The 17,955-nt window shown below is 52.4% G+C and carries 12 protein-coding genes, 1 pseudogene and 1 CRISPR repeat array; of the genes and pseudogenes, 10 read left to right on the forward strand and 3 right to left on the reverse strand.

The window, feature by feature from the left end; genetic code table 11:
- Positions 1 to 21: 21 nt before the first annotated feature.
- Together ACSTTO_RS04555 and ACSTTO_RS04560 are read right to left on the reverse strand one after the other, a co-directional pair.
- Entirely contained in the window at positions 22 to 621 is a 600-nt protein-coding gene (locus ACSTTO_RS04555) for a response regulator transcription factor (protein WP_439271959.1), read from the reverse strand.
- Positions 618 to 2,618: a sensor histidine kinase gene (locus ACSTTO_RS04560; protein ID WP_439271960.1), complete on the reverse strand. Its 2,001-nt coding sequence runs from the start codon at positions 2,616 to 2,618 to the stop codon at positions 618 to 620. The genes ACSTTO_RS04555 and ACSTTO_RS04560 overlap by 4 nt, the downstream gene beginning before the upstream one ends.
- 200 nt (positions 2,619 to 2,818) lie before the next feature.
- Here ACSTTO_RS04560 and ACSTTO_RS04565 point away from each other — a divergent pair, with 200 nt between their 5' ends.
- From ACSTTO_RS04565 to ispG, 5 genes are all read left to right on the forward strand, one after another.
- Positions 2,819 to 3,817 (forward strand): TRAP transporter substrate-binding protein, encoded by a 999-nt coding sequence (locus ACSTTO_RS04565; protein ID WP_439271961.1) that lies wholly within the window; start codon positions 2,819 to 2,821, stop codon positions 3,815 to 3,817.
- A gap of 193 nt (positions 3,818 to 4,010) precedes the next feature.
- Positions 4,011 to 4,625, forward strand: coding sequence for a TRAP transporter small permease (locus tag ACSTTO_RS04570; protein WP_439271962.1), 615 nt, complete (start codon positions 4,011 to 4,013; stop codon positions 4,623 to 4,625).
- Positions 4,622 to 5,947, forward strand: a complete 1,326-nt coding sequence (locus tag ACSTTO_RS04575; protein WP_439271963.1) for a TRAP transporter large permease — start codon at positions 4,622 to 4,624, stop codon at positions 5,945 to 5,947. Before ACSTTO_RS04570 ends, ACSTTO_RS04575 begins: the two co-directional genes overlap by 4 nt.
- A gap of 186 nt (positions 5,948 to 6,133) precedes the next feature.
- On the forward strand, positions 6,134 to 7,336 hold the full coding sequence (locus tag ACSTTO_RS04580) for an MFS transporter (RefSeq protein ID WP_439271964.1): 1,203 nt from the start codon (positions 6,134 to 6,136) through the stop codon (positions 7,334 to 7,336).
- A gap of 141 nt (positions 7,337 to 7,477) precedes the next feature.
- Positions 7,478 to 8,749 (forward strand): flavodoxin-dependent (E)-4-hydroxy-3-methylbut-2-enyl-diphosphate synthase, encoded by a 1,272-nt coding sequence (ispG, locus tag ACSTTO_RS04585; RefSeq protein ID WP_439271965.1) that lies wholly within the window; start codon positions 7,478 to 7,480, stop codon positions 8,747 to 8,749.
- A gap of 101 nt (positions 8,750 to 8,850) precedes the next feature.
- Here ispG and ACSTTO_RS04590 read toward each other — a convergent pair whose 3' ends face one another.
- Entirely contained in the window at positions 8,851 to 9,771 is a 921-nt protein-coding gene (locus tag ACSTTO_RS04590; RefSeq protein WP_439271966.1) for a polyprenyl synthetase family protein, read from the reverse strand.
- Positions 9,772 to 10,144: 373 nt separating this feature from the next.
- On the opposite strand from ACSTTO_RS04590, the gene mtgA reads away from it, so the two are divergent.
- The 5 genes and pseudogenes from mtgA to ACSTTO_RS04615 all read left to right on the forward strand — a co-directional run bounded on the left by mtgA (position 10,145) and on the right by ACSTTO_RS04615 (position 17,088).
- The gene (gene mtgA / locus ACSTTO_RS04595) at positions 10,145 to 10,789 is read left to right on the forward strand and encodes a monofunctional biosynthetic peptidoglycan transglycosylase (protein ID WP_439271977.1); all 645 of its coding nucleotides are present in this window, start codon (positions 10,145 to 10,147) and stop codon (positions 10,787 to 10,789) included.
- A gap of 269 nt (positions 10,790 to 11,058) precedes the next feature.
- Positions 11,059 to 11,241: a 50S ribosomal protein L32 gene (gene rpmF, locus ACSTTO_RS04600; protein WP_022709922.1), complete on the forward strand. Its 183-nt coding sequence runs from the start codon at positions 11,059 to 11,061 to the stop codon at positions 11,239 to 11,241.
- A 327-nt stretch (positions 11,242 to 11,568) separates the two neighbouring features.
- Entirely contained in the window at positions 11,569 to 12,753 is a 1,185-nt protein-coding gene (locus ACSTTO_RS04605) for an acetyl-CoA C-acetyltransferase (protein ID WP_439271967.1), read from the forward strand.
- 804 nt (positions 12,754 to 13,557) lie between these two features.
- Positions 13,558 to 16,086 (forward strand): annotated as a pseudogene (locus tag ACSTTO_RS04610) (helicase-related protein); the annotation flags it as partial.
- A gap of 597 nt (positions 16,087 to 16,683) precedes the next feature.
- Positions 16,684 to 17,088: an RNA-binding S4 domain-containing protein gene (locus ACSTTO_RS04615; protein ID WP_439271968.1), complete on the forward strand. Its 405-nt coding sequence runs from the start codon at positions 16,684 to 16,686 to the stop codon at positions 17,086 to 17,088.
- Positions 17,089 to 17,228: 140 nt separating this feature from the next.
- A CRISPR array of direct repeats spans positions 17,229 to 17,928; the repeat unit is 29 nt; unit sequence GTGTTCCCCGCACACGCGGGGATGAACCG.
- Positions 17,929 to 17,955 lie beyond the last annotated feature (27 nt).

The following is a 17,955-nucleotide window of genomic DNA, read 5'->3' on the forward strand; positions in this document are numbered from 1 at the left end:
GAGGCTGCAGCCTCCGCCGGTTCAGTTTTGTTCTGCAAGGCTGATGAGCCGCGCCAGTTCCACAGCATTGCGGGCATTCATTTTTTCCATAATATGGGCGCGGTGCACCTCAACCGTGCGCACTGTAATATCCAGCCTATCGGCAATCTGCTTGTTAAGCAGGCCTTCCAGTATCATCGACAAGACTTCATTTTCACGCGGCGAGAGCTGTGCGCGTTTGCGCCGCAACGCTTCCCGTTGGCGGTCTGAGGCGGCGCGTTCTTTGGCCTTGCTGAGGGCATCCAGCACGCGATCGACCAGATTATTATCATTGAAAGGCTTTTCAAGAAAATCCGCAGCGCCCTGTTTGAGGCATTCCACAGCCAGCGGAATATCACCGTGACCGGTGAGAAAAATCACCGGCTGACGGGCATGAAGGCTGATAAGCCGGTCAAAAACCTCAAGGCCGGACATGCCATCCATACGCATATCCAGCAGGATGCAGCCATGCATATCCGGCGACCAGGCCTGCAGAAAAGCCTCACCCGACGGCCATGTGGTTACACCAACACCACGCGAGCGGAACAACCATGACAGGCTGTCGCGGATAGCCTCATCATCATCAACAATATGAACGGTCATTGTCGTATTTCTCCGGATGCCAGCGGCAGCGAGAGGCAGAAACTGGCCCCCTGTATATCGGGTGTTATCAGCAGCCATAGCCGCCCTTTATGGGATTCAAGAATGGAACGGCAGATTGGCAACCCCATTCCCATACCTTCCGATTTTGAGGAAATGAAAGGCGTGAAAATTTCATGTTCCATGCCTTCGGGAATGCCATGCCCGTGATCGGTAAGGGTAACAATGGCTTCAGTCTCATCTGTTTCCAGTTTGATATGTAAAATCTGACGGTTGCGGGGCAGGCCTGCCGCTGCTTCGCGGGCATTGCGTATCAGATTGAGCAAAACCTGCTCGATCAGCACGGCATCAGCGCGCACCGGCACCGGCGCATCCGGCAGTTTCATGTCAATATGGCCGCCGCCCCTTATCATATCGGCACTGACAAAGCTTGCGGCATCCTGCAGGATTTTACGCAGATCATGCTGCTCCTGTGTGACAGAACGTTTGCGCACAAAATCATGCACCCGATGCACGATTGTGCCGGCGCGTTGTGCCTGATCAGAAAGTTTCTGCAGGGCGCTGGTCAGCTCATCCGGCCGCATTGTGCCTGATTTGAGCAGGTTGAGGCTGCCTGTGGCATAGCTGGTAATTGCGGCAAGCGGCTGATTCAGTTCATGTGCCAGCGTCGAGGCCATTTCACCCATTGTAATCAGGCGGGCATTGTGCTGCAGTTTTTCAGCCTCGGTCTGGCGTGCTTCTTCCAGTTTTTTACGCTCGGTAATATCAACCAGAGAGCCCATCCAGCCGATATGAAGACCATCGGCATCAATCAGCGGGGCTTCATAGACCTGAATATCAATCAATTCACCGTCAGGACGGATAAAGCGTGTTTCAAATTCACGCGGGGCAATGCCGGTGCTGCGCATATTATTCTGGCGTTGAATACCCTCTGAAACAATTTCCGGCGCCCAGTAAGGGTGGGGCGGCATCATGCCGATCAGCTGTTTTTCCTCATAGCCAACCATGCGGCAGAATTCAGGATTAACATAGATGATCCGGCCGTTGCGGTCGCGGGCGCGCATGCCGATTGTCAGAGAGTTTTCCATGGCCTGACGGAAAGCATATTCCGTGCGCAGGGCATGTTCTGCCGCCGCACGGCGGCGGTTTTGGCGATAGGCCATCCAGAGATTGATAATCACCAGAATAGTCAGGCCGATAATGGCTGCTGAAATAACAATAGGGCCAAGTGCTGTGCGGCTTTGATAAGGCGTGACAGTAATATAGGTGCCGGTTAGCGGCGGATCAAAGGAGATTGTATGGCGTGCCTGATCATCGGTTGGCGTGATGCTGGATTTGGAAATGAGCGGATTGCCGCCGGAATCTGTGAGTGAAACCTGATATTTGCCGGCAACCCACCATGGCACATTGCGGGACAGCAACCTGTCCAGAGAAATGATCAGCCAGAGCGTGCCGGCAGAGCGGTTATTGTGGTAGACAGGGGCGATCATGTCCACAACCCAGCCCTCGCTGGTATGGCGGGGCGGAGAATAGACCGGCTTGCCAAACAGGCGGCTGTGCTCGGCCAGTGATGCTTTATAATCGGCAATAATATTGAGGCCGGGCGGTGCGCTTTCCAGCAGATTCCCTTCGGGCGAAAACCAGCTGATATCAATAAGCTCCGGATGAATTGCAATAAGATGCTGCGCTTTGAGGCGTAAATTATCTGTTTGTTGCGGCTCGCGCTCAATATCAGCACCAAGACCTTGCAATTCGGTTTCAAAAGTCTGGAGCTGGAAGCGCAAATATTGCTCTACCCACAGGGCATCTGTGGTGAGCTTTCTCTCTGTTTCTGACCGGTCGCCGCGCGAGGTCATCCAGATCAGTGCAACAACCAGGGTTACAATCAGCAAAATGGCGACCAGAGGAATAACCAGCGTATAATCGCGCATGGAACTGCGCCGGCCGGCGGCAGGGCGGCTGTGATGTTGCGGATGTGTTGCTGCGCGGCGAAGTCTCATAGGTTATTTGATCGTCCTTTATTACCGGCTGCCTTTATGCCTGTGGTAAACCACAATAGATATATTGTGGGTTTCCACAATAGAATTGCGGCTCCGCTCCTTTTAAGGAGTGTATCCAGGGTTATCCTTCAATGAAGAGATTGTCCGGCGTAATCTGCCGGCACTCTTGTTTATTTATGCAGGCTTGGGAGGGCCGCTCAATGAAATTTCTGACAACTGCCGGTCTTGCTGCAATGCTCGCTTTTGGGGTGAGCACAACTGCCATTGCGCAGGCGATTACCATTAAATTCAGCCATGTTGTGGCACCTGATACGCCAAAGGGCAAGGGTGCGGAGAAGTTCAAGGAACTTGCTGAGGCCTATACGGACGGCAAGGTGAAGGTTGAGGTTTATCCAAATTCCCAGCTCTATAAGGACAAGGAAGAGCTGGAAGCCCTGCAGCTTGGCGCAGTGCAGATGCTGGCGCCGTCGCTGGCAAAATTCGGCCCGCTTGGCGTGCGTGAATTTGAGGTCTTTGATCTTCCTTTCATTATGAAAGATTATGAAGATCTGCGCAAAATCACCGATGGTCCGGTTGGCCGTGCCCTGCTTGATAAGCTGGATGCCAAGGGCATCAAGGGGCTTGCTTACTGGGATAATGGTTTCAAGGTAATGTCTGCCAACAGCCCGCTGCATGTGCCGGATGATTTTCTTGGCCTGAAAATGCGCATTCAGTCTTCCAAGATTCTGGAAGCGCAGATGAAGGCGCTTGGCGCTGTGCCGCAGGTGCTGGCTTTCTCTGAAGTGTATCAGGCGCTGCAAACGGGCGTTGTGGATGGAACGGAAAATCCGCCATCCAATATGTATACCCAGAAAATGCATGAAGTGCAGAAACATGCCACTGTCTCCAATCATGGTTATCTGGGCTATGCGGTGATCGTGAATAAGGCTTTCTGGGAAGGCCTGCCGGATGATGTGCGCACACAGCTTGATAAGGCTATGACAGAAGCCACTGCTTATGCCAATGAAATTGCCCAGAAAGAGAATGATGATTCACTGGCGGCGATGAAAGCGGCAGGCACGACAACATTTTACGAACTGACACCGGAAGAGCGTGAGGAATGGGTTGCAGCCCTCAAGCCGGTTCATAAGGAAATGGCTGATCGTGTGGGCGCAGACCTGATCAAACAGGCTTATGAAGCTGTCGGCATGAAAGAATAATGCTCGGTAGGCACCCGCTGCTGATCATGTATTGGCAGCGGGCTTGCCTTGCCATGTATTGTTCAGGTCGTAAAAACTATTCCTTACCGGTTTTTATTGTTGCATGTGCCGGCCGTGGCGGTGTCTGGCGGGCGTGCCTTAATTTGCAAAAAATGCACCCGCAAAGGGTGCCTGTTCATCTGAGGAGCATCCTATGGTGTTGCGTATCCTCGACCGTTTCGAAGAAATATTGCTCTCTTTTCTGATTGCGGCAGCCGTTGTGCTGATCTTTGTGGCGGTTGTTCATCGTTATTCTGTTGGCATTGTGGCTGATGTCCTGTCCTGGGCACGGGCCAGTAATTTTATTGAGTTACAGGGCTATGCCCGCAGTTTTTATCGCTGGCTGGTTTCTATCAACCTGACCTGGGCACAGGAAGCCTGTATCTATCTGTTTGTCTGGATGGCGAAATTTGGCGCAGCCTACGGGGTGCGGCTTGGCATTCATGTCGGCGTTGATGTGCTGGTGGAGCGGATGTCGCCAAAAAACCAGCGGCTGATGATTATTATCGCATTTTTGGCCTGTATTCTGTTTACCGCAATTGTAGCGTGGATCGGCACGGATTTTGTGTGGCATATTTCCAAGACCGGCCAGATTTCGGCTGATCTTGAAATGCCGATGTGGATTGTTTATCTCGCAGTGCCGCTTGGTTCCGCACTGATGTGTTTCCGTTTTATTCAGGCATTGTGGATTTATCTTACCACAGGTGCGATCGCTCATCATGATCATGGCCATGTTGACGGGCTTGAGGATGAGGAGGCCGCTCAATGACCGCTCTGATTATTTTTCTTATTCTGGCATTGTTGCTGGTCACAGGGATGCCGGTTTCCATTGCATTGGGGCTGACGGTTTTTACCTTCCTGTTCGGCTTTACTTCAATTCCGATGGATTCGATTGCGCTTAAGCTGTTCACCGGTATCGAAAAATTCGAGATTATGGCAATCCCGTTTTTTATTCTGGCCGGTAATTTTCTCACCCATGGCGGCGTGGCCAAGAGAATGATCCGTTTTGCAACTTCCATGGTTGGCCATTGGTATGGCGGCATGGGGCTGGCCGCGGTTGCCGCCTGTTCATTATTTGCGGCGATATCCGGCTCCTCTCCGGCAACGGTTATGGCTATCGGCTCTATTCTGATTCCGGCTATGGTCAAACAGGGCTATCCTGCACAATTTGGTACCGGTATTATTGCCACGTCCGGGGGCTTGGGTATTCTCATTCCGCCATCAATTGTGATGGTGATGTATGCGGTGGCAACGTCCGGCATGGTGGTAACGGGGCCGGATGGCGCGCCGGTTATGTCTGCATCCATTGGCACATTGTTTATGGCCGGGGTTATACCGGGCATGTTGCTTGCAGCAATGCTGGGCACTACAACAATCTGGCGTGCATGGAAAAACGATTATCCGCGTATGCAGAAAGCCAATTGGCGTGAGCGCTGGGAGTCTTTTCGTGCTTCCATCTGGGGTTTGATGCTGATTGTTATCATTATGGGCGGTATTTACGGCGGTATTTTCACCCCCACGGAGGCTGCGGCGGTTTCTGCTGTCTATGCTTTTGTGATTGCCGTTTTTGTCTATAAGGATATCAAGCTGCGCGATGTGCCGAAAGTGCTGCTCTCCTCAGCGGCAATGAGCGCGATGCTGCTTTATATTATTACCAATGCTGTGATGTTTGCGTTCATTCTGACATCCGAGCAGATCCCCCAGCAAATGAGCGCATGGATTGTTGATCAGGGCTTTGGCGTGATCGGCTTCTTGCTGATGGTGAATATTATCCTGCTGTTGATAGGAATGGTGATGGAGCCGTCGGCGGTGGTGCTGATTATGGCGCCGATCCTGTTTCCGATTGCTGTGAAGCTTGGCGTTGATCCGGTGCATTTCGGGGTGATGATGGTGGTGAATATGGAGATCGGTCTGTGTACGCCACCGGTCGGGCTCAATCTTTATGTGGCATCGTCCATATCAAAAATGGGGTTAACGGCGGTTACCAAATCCACCTTGCCCTGGATTATTACAACTCTGGTATTTCTGGGGCTGGTTACCTATGTGCCGCAGATTACGCTGTGGTTGCCACAGACGCTTGGTATGAAATAGCAGTGTCTGAAAACCGGGCATGTTGATAAGATATGCTGATACAGGCGGCCATTGTGCCGCCTGTTTTTTTCATAAAAACCTGTGACAGGGCTGTTATGGACTTGCGCTGATATTATTGGCATGTGAAATGCCTGATAGAAGGCGTGAAGCCTGAAAAAATGTGTCTGAGCCTGACGGAGCGGTTATGTGAGCGGAGATGCGGGAAGCGGTACAGGGCAGATACCGGCAATGCCTGTGGCGGATAATGGTGCACGCTTTTATCGCTGGGCGGTGGCCGGTGCATTTTTTGCCAATGGGTTTGTAACCGGCAGCTGGGCTTTGCATATTCCGTTGCTGATGACCCGCCTTGGGGTTTCTGAAGGCGTGTTTGGTTTTCTTATTCTGGTTTTTGGGCTGGGAGCCCTGGCAGCAATGAGCCTGTGCGGCTCTTTGCTGAGCCGCCACGGCTCTGACCGCGTGACGCGGTTTTTTGGCGCCGGTGTGGCAGTCTGGCTGATCATTGTCGCAGTCACGGGTTCGCTTTTTCTGGTGGTGCCGGTTCTTTTCCTGTTTGGCGCAATGTTGGGAGGCATGGATGTGGCCATGAACTCCAATGCAGTGGCGGTGGAAAAAGCGCTCGGCCGCGCTTTAATGTCATCTTCGCATGGGTTTTGGAGCCTTGGAGGCTTTGCCGGCAGCGGGTTTGGCAGTTTTATGCTGCATTATCAGGGCGCGTTGAGCCATGCGGTGGTTGTGAGCGGGATTGCCGGTGCGATCATGCTGGCAGCCTTGCCGCGGCTTGTGGCTGACCGGCAGCCGCAAAACAGCGAGAAAATCCGTTTTCATTTACCTGCGCAGCCGGTGATCTATCTGATCGGTATGATGGCCTTGTTTGCCATGGTGCCGGAGGGCGCGGTGCTTGACTGGGCGGCAATTTATATTCAACAGGCATTTGATGCCGATCTTACCACGGCAGGCTATGGTTTTGCGGCTTTTTCGGCGACTATGGCGCTGGTGCGTTTTCTTGGTGATGGTGTGCGCAATCGTTTTGGCGCGGTGCGCACATTCCGCGTTTCGGTTATTATTGCCGCGGCCGGTTTGCTTGTCAGCGGATTGGCACCATATGCGTGGGTAGCGATTTTGGCTTTTGCGGTTGCGGGGCTTGGCGTGGCCAATATTGTGCCGATTATTTTTTCCGCTGCGGGCAATCAGAGCGGCATTCATGCAGGTACGGCATTAAGCCTTGTTACATTGATGGGCTATTCGGGTATTCTGGTTGCGCCATCGCTGATTGGTTTTGTTGGCGGGCATATGGGCTTCGGGCCGGTTTATATGGTGCTGGCACTGATGCTGGTGGTGGTTTTCCTGCTATCCCCGCTTACAAGTGCCGCAGATCAGAAAAGAGAATAGAACTTTCTTGCGCTCTGCTGTAAGACTGTCACAATTTATTCATATGCTTTACGGCATTGGTGTTGTTCACATGCTTTGCGGCATTGGTATAAAGTAAGTCCGACCTGATATTGTTTCCGGATCATATAAGATTGCACGACTATGGCTTCTGATAATTTCCACTATTATGCTCATCCCTTTGCCCGCCGCATTTCTGTTGGTGTTAATGTCGGCGGGGTGATTGTGGGCGGCAATGCGCCGGTGGTTGTGCAATCCATGACCAATACGGACACGGCCGATGTGGACAGCACGGTTGCACAGGTGGCAAGCCTGCACCGTGCCGGATCAGAGCTGGTGCGCCTTACGGTTGACAGGGATGAATCTGCTGCTGCAGTGCCAAAAATCCGTGAGCGTCTGGAGCGTCTTGGCATTCATGTGCCGCTGATCGGTGATTTCCATTATATTGGCCATAAATTGCTGGCCGATCACCCGGCCTGTGCTGAAGCCCTGGCAAAATATCGTATCAATCCGGGCAATGTCGGCTTTAGGGATAAAAAAGACAAGCAATTTGCTGAAATTATTGAAACGGCAATCCGCTATGACAAGCCGGTGCGTATTGGGGTGAACTGGGGCTCGCTTGATCAGGAATTGCTGACCACCCTGATGGATCGCAATCAGGCACAAGGCGCGCCGCTGACCGCGCAGGAAGTGATGCGTGAGGCGATTATTCAATCGGCGCTGATCTCTGCGGATCTGGCTGAGGAAATCGGCCTGCCGCGGGATAAAATTATTCTCTCTGCCAAGGTCAGTCAGGTGCAGGATCTTATTGCGGTTTATGCGGAGCTGGCAAGACGCTGCGATCATGCGCTGCATTTGGGCCTTACCGAGGCCGGCATGGGCACCAAAGGCATTGTGGCTTCTTCTGCGGCGATGGGGATTTTGCTGCAGCAGGGGATTGGCGATACAATCCGCATTTCCCTGACACCGGAACCGGGCGGTGACCGCACGCGCGAGGTGCAGGTCTCGCAGGAATTGCTGCAGGTTATGGGCTTCCGGCAGTTTGTTCCCATTGTTGCGGCATGTCCCGGCTGCGGGCGCACCACCTCAACCGTGTTTCAGGAACTGGCGCAGACCATTCAGAATGATATACGCACCAATATGCCGGTATGGCGTGAAAAATATCCGGGCGTTGAGGCGCTCTCTGTTGCGGTTATGGGGTGCATCGTCAACGGTCCGGGCGAATCAAAACATGCCGATATCGGCATTTCATTGCCGGGCACCGGCGAAACACCATCAGCGCCGGTTTTTGTGGATGGTAAAAAAGTAGCCACCTTACGCGGTCCGCATATTGCGGAAGAGTTTCAGAAAATGGTCGCGGATTATATTGAGAACCGCTATGGAGCGGGGGCAAAAAAGCACGAGGCTGCCGAGTAGCATTTTAACCGGCTGGAAGATTAAGCAACAGGTCTGAAATATTCGTGGAATTGCAGCATCTGTAAACCGGATGGTTTTACAGCACCGCGCGGCAGATATTCCTAGTTGCGGCGCAGCGCGATAAAACGGGCAGCCTCTTTCAGCACGGATGCTTTCTCTCCAAAGGGGGCGAGCAGATCTTCCGCCTGTGCCACCAAACCGGCCAGTTGTTTTTTTGTCCAGTCAATGCCATGCAGGCCAACCAGCGTGCCCTTGCCTGCCGCGGCATCCTTGCCGGTGGCCTTACCCATGGTTGCGGCATCGGCGGTTACATCCAAAAGGTCATCGGCCAGTTGAAACGCCAGGCCAATGGCAGAGCCGAATTCGGCAAGGCGTTCGCGTTCTTCAGTGCCGGCATTGCCAATAATTGCTCCTGCCTCACAGGCAAAGCGAATCAGCGCACCGGTTTTCATGGCCTGCAGGGTGATGATCCCTGCTTCATCCGGATTGGCGGTTTCTGCCATCAGATCAAGCGCCTGCCCGCCAACCATACCGCCAATGCCGGCAGCACGCGCAAGGCAGGCCACCAGATCAAGACGGGTTTTTACCGGCAATTGCGTAGCATCATCCGCAATAATATCAAAAGCATAGGTAAGAAGACCATCACCGGCGAGAATAGCCGCAGCCTCATCATAGGCTTTATGCACGGTGGGACGGCCGCGGCGCAGATCATCATCATCCATTGCCGGCAGATCATCATGCACCAGCGAATAGCAATGGATACATTCCAGTGCGGCAGCCACCCGCAAAGCGGCATCTGGTGTGCTATCATAGAGACGTGCGGTTTCTGTTACCAGAAACGGGCGCAGCCGTTTGCCGCCATTGAGCGCACCATGGCGAATGGCGGCCATGAGGCGGGGCGGGCGGGTGATCTCACCTGTGCGCGGGCGTTCGTCCAGCAGTGTCACCAGCAATTGTTCCACTTCTGCGGCATGGGCTGCAAGACGCAGTTCAAAACCGGAAATATCATGATCGTTTTTCATAAATCAGGGCATGTACCATTCAGATGTAATAATCAACTGTTGTTATGAAAGCGGCCGGCAGAAATTGGTCGAAAATCAGATAACAGACATTTGGCGGCAGGGGAGATATTATTTAACGTAATAAAAATTGCGTTTTAAATGTTATGTCTGCAGGATCAGCTTTTCAATTTGCTGAAATTGTGCAGTAACCGTGGTGAAGATAACGGAGACATATAAGGGCGCAATGACAAAACCTGTCATCCATGATGATGCCGCGCATAAAGGTGACGGGCAGGGCAGCCATCAGCCGCCGGCAGTTCCCCGCACTGTAGCCAGCTTTGTGGCTGATCCGTTGCGCGCCCGGTTGCGCCCCCGTTTGTATTTGTGGCACTGGATGAAACGATTTTTAAGCCTGCTCGTTATTGCGCCTTTTGCGCTGCTGCTGCTTTACAAGCTGCCATTTGTTCATCCTGTTTCAACCCTGATGATCAGGGATCTGGTGACATTGCAGGGTTATGATCGGGTATGGGTGCCGCTGGATGATATTGCGCCGGTGCTGGTTCATTCCGTTATGATGTCTGAGGACGGGCAGTTTTGCAGCCATAACGGCATTGACTGGCATCAGCTGAAGCTGGTTTTGAATACAGAAGGGGAGCCGAGCCGCGGGGCATCGACAATACCGATGCAAACGGTGAAGAATCTCTTTCTGTGGAACGGACGCTCCTATGTGCGCAAGGCATTGGAATTTCCGCTGGCGCAGGGCGCGTCATTGATTCTGTCCAAACGGCGGATTATGGAAATCTATCTCAATATTGTGGAATGGGGCGATGGTATTTATGGCATTGAGGCGGCTTCCCGGCATTATTTCAAACGCCCTGCATCAAAACTGACCGCAAGGCAGGCGGCATATCTGGCTGCAACCTTGCCGAATCCGATTCTCCGTAATGCAGCCAAACCAAGCCGCGGCATGGTGCGGATTGCCCGTATCATTGAAAGAAGAGCCCAAAACAGCGGCGCTTATATTGGCTGCCTGCAATAATTTGCATAAATTATGCATGAAATTCCGGTAAAGCTGACAAAAACTTTTGTCTTTTACCTGCAACCTGTGATACAGGGCAGCGACTGAAATACATTTCTGAGCAAGTTTTAAGCCGGTAAATCAGGATTTGCATAAAAAAATGCGTCTCCTGCTGGTCAAACGGCGGGCGAGCGTGTATATGCAGCAAAACTTTCCGGAACAATGTCCGATGTGACAGCCTTTTATGAGGCAGCCGGACATTCGATTGACTAATCACTGGAGCAGAATCCATGGCTGTACCTAAACGAAAAACTTCCCCTTCGAAGCGTGGCATGCGTCGTTCGGCCGATGCGCTGAAGGCTCCGACTTATGTTGAAGACAAGAACTCCGGCGAACTGCGCCGTCCGCACCATATCGACCTGAAGAGCGGTATGTATCGCGGCCGTCAGGTGCTGGAACCAAAGGAAGCGTAATTTAACGCGTCTTTTCAGGTTGTTTTTAAAAAGACCGGCCAAAGGCCGGTCTTTTTATTTTGTGCTTGATGCGGATTGCGCATCACTTGCACACCGGCAAATGCTTCAAATATACGGTTTTTGTGGTTTTTAGCTTGATTTTCCGCCGCGCGGGTTTACGGGTTATGCGAAAAATTCAAAACCCCAATCACAATTAAATGCGGCATAAGCTGCTACCGGGGTTATAGTGGGCAAAATTGTCATGCGCAGTTATTTTGCTGCATACTGCAAATAGTGCCTGAAACAGCCTGATATGGCTTGGGCGGGGATGTGAGGACGTTATCTGTTATGAACAAAGAAACCACAGTTGTTATTGCCGCTGCTGCACGCACGCCGGTTGGTTCATTTAACGGCGCTTTTGCCAATGTTCCGGCGCATGAGCTGGGCGCAACCGCTATCAAGGCCGCACTGGAACGTGCTGGGGTGGATGCCGGTGATGTTGATGAGGTGATTTTTGGTCAGGTGCTGACTGCGGGACAGGGGCAGAATCCGGTGCGTCAGGCGGCGCTTGCTGCCGGCTGCCCGATTGAGACCACCGGCTTTGCCGTCAACCAGCTTTGCGGCTCGGGTTTGCGTTCCGTGGCGCTTGGTATGCAGCAGATTGCCAATGGCGATGCTGCGATTATTGTGGCTGGCGGTCAGGAATCCATGTCGATGGCGCCGCATTGCGCTCATTTACGTGCCGGCACCAAAATGGGTGATCTGACCATGATTGATACGATGATCCGCGATGGTCTGACAGATGCATTCCATGGTTATCATATGGGGATTACGGCAGAAAATATCGCTGATAACTGGCAATTGACGCGGGATGATCAGGATAATTTTGCCCTTGCCTCGCAAAACAAGGCGGAAGCCGCGCAGCTTGCAGGCCGGTTTAAAGATGAAATTGTGCCTGTCCATGTAAAAACCCGCAAGGGTGAAGTTGTTGTGCATGAGGATGAATATATCCGTCATGGTACCACTCTTGAGGCATTGCAGAAATTGCGCCCGGCTTTTGATAAGCAGGGCACGGTAACAGCAGGTAATGCATCAGGCATTAATGATGGTGCGGCAGCAGCTGTTTTGATGAGTGCGGCAGAAGCGGAGCGCCGTGGCATCAGGCCGCTGGCGCGTATTGTTTCCTGGGCAACGGCGGGGGTTGATCCGGCGGTGATGGGCACAGGCCCTATACCGGCCTCACGCAAGGCACTGGAAAAAGCCGGCTGGACAGTGAAAGATCTGGATTTGGTGGAAGCCAATGAGGCTTTTGCCGCGCAAGCCTGCTGTGTGATGCGTGAGCTTGACCTTGATCCGGCGATTGTGAATGTGAATGGCGGGGCTATTGCTATCGGCCATCCGATTGGTGCATCCGGTGCGCGTATTCTCATAACGCTGCTTTATGAAATGCAGCGCCGCGATGCCAAAAAAGGGCTGGCCACATTGTGCATCGGCGGCGGCATGGGTGTGGCGCTTTGCGTGGAGCGCGATTGATTCTGCTTATAAGGCAGGCTGTGATCAAAGGCTTTGACAGATTAACAATCTGTATTGCTATATATATAACCCCGTCCGCAGAAAAGTTAACTTTGCTGCAGACGGGGTGTGTTCTGGCAGCTATATCAGCCAATCCTTAAACTATATGATGTGGTCTTTGCTGTATTCCTGTCTCTATCTTGTTTGGAACAAGGCGGGAACGCTGTGTTATCAGCGATTCGTAGCCGATTCGTTCAGGGTTTGGCCGAAAGGTTAATGCAAGAGTGCTTTCAGCCTGTTTATTGGCCATATTTATCAATGTTTTATTAATCTGTGTTAACAGGATGACTGATTATCGGGCAATCGGTAAGTGCCTTATTTTGCCTTTTGCGGCCATTCATGATCAAAGGTTAATTTTATGGTCAAAGAACCGGTATTAAGAAAAATACGAAATCTATATATAGTGTTTTTTACTCTGTAATATACATGGTATTGTTGTGAACAAAATAGGAACTTGCTGAAACGGTTGATTCGTAGCCGCTTTGTTCCTTACGTGTTCTGATTGTTAAAATAGCTGTTTTTTCTATAAATTTTCATTCTTTTATCTGTATTTTATCCCCCTATGATGCGGGTAAAAACTGCAAAAAATATGTCTTACAGTGTTTTTTTATAATTTTACGGGTTTTTGATGCAAAAGAAGTCATAAAGGTGCCGTTCTTCCCCTTTTAGTAGAGAGCAGATAATGCTACCTGCTTTGCACAATCTGCCAAGCGACCGGCAGTTTATACGTAACGACTTCATGAGACGGGGAATCATCAGTTCCGCATGAATGACCAAAAAATTACATTGACGCCTCCGCTCGGGGCGGCGTCTGTGCAACCTCTCATCGTTAGCGGGCGTGATGTCACGGCTGTGCTCGGGCCGACGAATACGGGCAAGACTCATCTGGCGCTGGAGCGTATGCTCGCCCATGAGAGCGGCATTATCGGTTTGCCGCTGCGTTTGCTGGCGCGTGAGGTCTATAATAAGCTGGTTGCCAAAGTGGGGGCGGAAAAAGTGGCGCTGGTTACGGGGGAGGAAAAGATTATCCCCGAAGGCGCCAAATATTCTGTCTGCACTGTTGAGGCACTGCCGCGCCAGACCAATGCTGCCTTTGTGGCGATTGATGAAGTGCAGCTTGCCGCTGATCTTGAGCGCGGCCATATTTTTACTGACCGTATCCTGCATTTGCGCGGGGCGCAGGAAACTTTGCTGCTGGGTGCTGCAACCATGCGCGGCATTCTCGAAAAATTGTTGCGTGGCATTAATATTATTACCCGCCCGCGTCTGTCTCATCTGGCTTATGCAGGTTCAAAAAAGATTACCCGCCTGCCGCGTCGCAGTGCGATTGTCGCTTTTTCAAGCGATGAGGTCTATGCGATTGCCGAGCTGATCCGCCGGCAGCGCGGCGGTGCTGCTGTGGTTATGGGCGCCCTGAGCCCGCGTACCCGCAATGCGCAGGTTGAGCTTTATCAATCAGGCGATGTGGATTTTCTGGTGGCCACTGATGCGATCGGCATGGGGCTTAACCTTGATGTTGATCATGTTGCTTTTGCACAGGCGCGCAAATTTGACGGTTTTCAATATCGTGATCTCAATGCCGGTGAGCTCGGGCAGATTGCAGGGCGTGCGGGGCGGCATCTGCGCGATGGCACTTTCGGGGTGACAGGCCAGGTTGATCCCTTTGATAATGCACTTGTCGAGCGGATAGAATCGCATAATTTTGATGCGGTCAAAGTGCTGCAATGGCGCACGGCTCAGCTGGATTTTTCATCTGTCTCTGCCCTGAAGCAATCGCTTGATTGCCCTGCGCTGCTGGAAGGCTTGACACGGGCCTTGCCGGCAGTTGACATGCAGGCACTGGATATTCTGGCGAGGGATGCAGATATTATGCGCCTTGCCGATACAAAAAAACGGGTGGAGATTTTATGGGATGCCTGTGCGCTTCCCGATTATCGCAGAATTGCACCGGCACAACATGCCGATATTATTGCTGCAATTTATCAGGATATTATCCGCAAGGGTTTTGTGGATGAAGACTATATGAGCGAACAAGTGCGCCGGTCTGACCGGACTGATGGTGAGATTGACACTCTGTCTCATCGTATTGCACAAATTCGCACATGGACTTTTGTGTCGCATCGGCCGGGCTGGCTGGCAGATCCGTCACATTGGCAAGAAAAAACGCGCGAAATTGAGGACAGATTGTCTGATGCGCTGCATGAACGGTTGACGAAACGCTTTGTAGACCGCAGGACAAGCGTGCTTATGAAGCGCCTGAGAGAGAATGCCATGCTAGAAGCAGAAATTAGCCCGACAGGGGATGTACTTGTCGAAGACCACAATGTCGGGCAATTGGAAGGGTTCCGATTTACCGCCGATGTCAAGGCCGAAGGGCCTGATGCCAAAGCGGTGAAAGCCGCCGCGCAAAAGGCGCTGGCTGCTGAATATGACCGTCGTGCCGAGCGTTTTTCCGCAGCGGCAAATGGTGATTTTGCACTTGGTTCTGATGGTATTTTGCGCTGGGTCGGTGCGCCGGTTGCCATGCTTGTTGCCGGCGATAATATTATGCGTCCGCGCGCTGTTATTCTCGCTGATGAGCAGCTGACAGGCGCATCGCGTGAGAAGGTACAGGGCCGTATTGACCGCTTTGTCACTCATCATATTGAAACTGTGCTTAAGCCTTTGCATGATCTGGCTGAGGCCGATGCGCTGACAGGCATGACCCGCGGGCTGGCTTTCCGTCTTGTGGAAAATTTCGGTATTATCCAGCGCCGTGAAATTGCTGAGGAAGTGCGTGGCCTTGATCAGGATTCACGTGCGGCATTGCGCCGTTTCGGTGTGCGTTTTGGCGCTTATCATGTGTTCATTCCCGCCCTTTTGAAGCCTGCACCTGCCGGTTTGATGACGCTGTTATGGGCGCTTGGCAATGAGGGGCGTGAGCGTCCGGGCTATGGTGATGTGGTTCATGTGCTTGCTGCCGGACGCACATCGGTGATGGTTGATCAAAGTTTCGATCCAGTATTTTATAAGCTTGCCGGTTATCGTGTGCTTGGCCGGCGTGCTGTTCGCATTGATATTCTGGAGCGCCTTGCTGATCTGATCCGTCCGGCTCTGGCATGGCGTCCGGGTGCGGGATTGCGCGTGGAAGGTGCTTATGACGGCACGCGCTTTATGATAACGCCATCCATGATGTCGATCCTTGGCGCAACGCCGGATGATATGGAAGAAGTGCTGAAAAGCCTTGGCTATCGTCATGAGGCAATGGAGGCACCGGTTGTTGCTGCCAAACTTGCCGAGCTGGATGCTTTTGCCGAAGCTGAAGCCGCCAAAACGCAGCAGGAAGACATAACTGCACAGACAGATATTAGCGCTGCGCAAAAGGAGCAGGCTGAACCGGCAACAGAAGGCACGCAGGCTGAGGCTGCTGCTGAACCGGCTGCAGATCAGCAATCAGCCACAGAACCGGCAGCAGAAGTGGCAGAGACTCCTGTTGCAGCAGATGAACCTGCAGCGGCAGAGGCTTCTGAAGCTGCCGAAGAGCCGGTGAAAATGATTCTGCTGTGGCGCGCTGCGCGGTATGATAACCGCTCGCGTGAGCAGAATCGTCATCGTTCGCGTTCTCAGGCTAACCGCCATATGGCGGCAAAAGACAGTGCTGCGGCCACAACTGGCGAAAAGGGCAATGAAAAGCGCGAAAATCGCAGCAAGCGTTTTGAAAAGGCGGCGCGTGTTGATTTTCGCAATGGTGAGCAAAAGCCGCGTGGCGAAGACCACCCCTCATCAAAGCCGCGTCAGGGCAAGCGTGATCACGGGCAGGAGAAGCGCCATGAACAGCGCGTGCCGCAGATTGATCCGGATTCACCTTTCGCCAAGCTGCTGGCTCTGAAAGAACAGCTGAAAAAATAAACCATGGGCGCGGGTATAGCAAAACAGCGTATTGATAAATGGTTGTTTTTCACCCGCGTTGTAAAATCGCGCTCGCTGGCTGCCAAATTGAGCACCGGCGGGCGTGTTCGTGTTAATAAAGAAAAAATAGATCAGGCCTCATACGGCATAAAAATCGGCGATGTGATAACGGTAACACTGGATCGCCGGACATTGGTCTATAAAGTGCTTGATCTGGGAGAGCGGCGCGGCTCTGCGCCTGAAGCGCAGCTTCTTTATGAAAACCTGTCGCCTCAATCGGAAAAAACAGCAGAAAAACCATTGCCCGTGGCTGAACAGCGCGATGCCGGCTCCGGCCGGCCGACAAAACGCGACCGCAGGGCGACAGAGCGTTTAAAACAATCCGGCAGAGATTTTTATGATCTTTGAACGCAATTGAATTTTTGTTCAGATTGAGGCATTTTTCTTCCTTTGGCAAAGCCTTCTTAAAACTGATTTTATACCCATAAAAATCCGGTACGTTCTTTGACATTGCAAATATGTTGATAAATCAATAGACTACAGGAAGAGTGTTCCCCGCACACGCGGGGATGAACCGGATCATCGTTACGTGTTGTTGCTTTTAACGTAGTGTTCCCCGCACACGCGGGGATGAACCGGGGCTATATCAGGCCAATGATGCAGGAGAATAGTGTTCCCCGCACACGCGGGGATGAACCGGCTATTACCTCACTAATCGGCATTTGGGAGACGTGTTCCCCGCACACGCGGGGATGAACCGGATCAAGCAGGCGGTGTTGGTAGTGGCATCCAGTGTTCCCCGCACACGCGGGGATGAACCGTTGATGTTACCGAGCGGCATGTTATCGATGGAGTGTTCCCCGCACACGCGGGGATGAACCGGGTATATTGGTATGAGGGATTTCCGTGGTGAGGTGTTCCCCGCACACGCGGGGATGAACCGCGCCTGCGTACCACATAAGCCATTGCACTCGAGTGGTCCCCGCACACGCGGGGATGCACCGTAGTGGATGCGCTTGAATTGCATCCGTGGCTGGTGTTCCCCGCACACGCGGGGATGTACAGTCAGAACCACTCATATACGGGGTTACTGCCTGGTGTTCCCCGCACACGCGGGGATGATCCGTGATCTTGTTAGATGTTATTCTTTGCTGTTATGTGTTCCCCGCACACTCGTGGATGAACAGTTTTTGCATTATAGAGAAATTATGAATTCTGAGTGTTCCCCGCACACGCGGGGATGAACCGTGGTATGAATTAACATTACGACCTGAT

Origin of the sequence: Pseudochrobactrum albidum, assembly GCF_051851455.1 — a bacterium.
GTDB lineage: Bacteria > Pseudomonadota > Alphaproteobacteria > Rhizobiales > Rhizobiaceae > Pseudochrobactrum.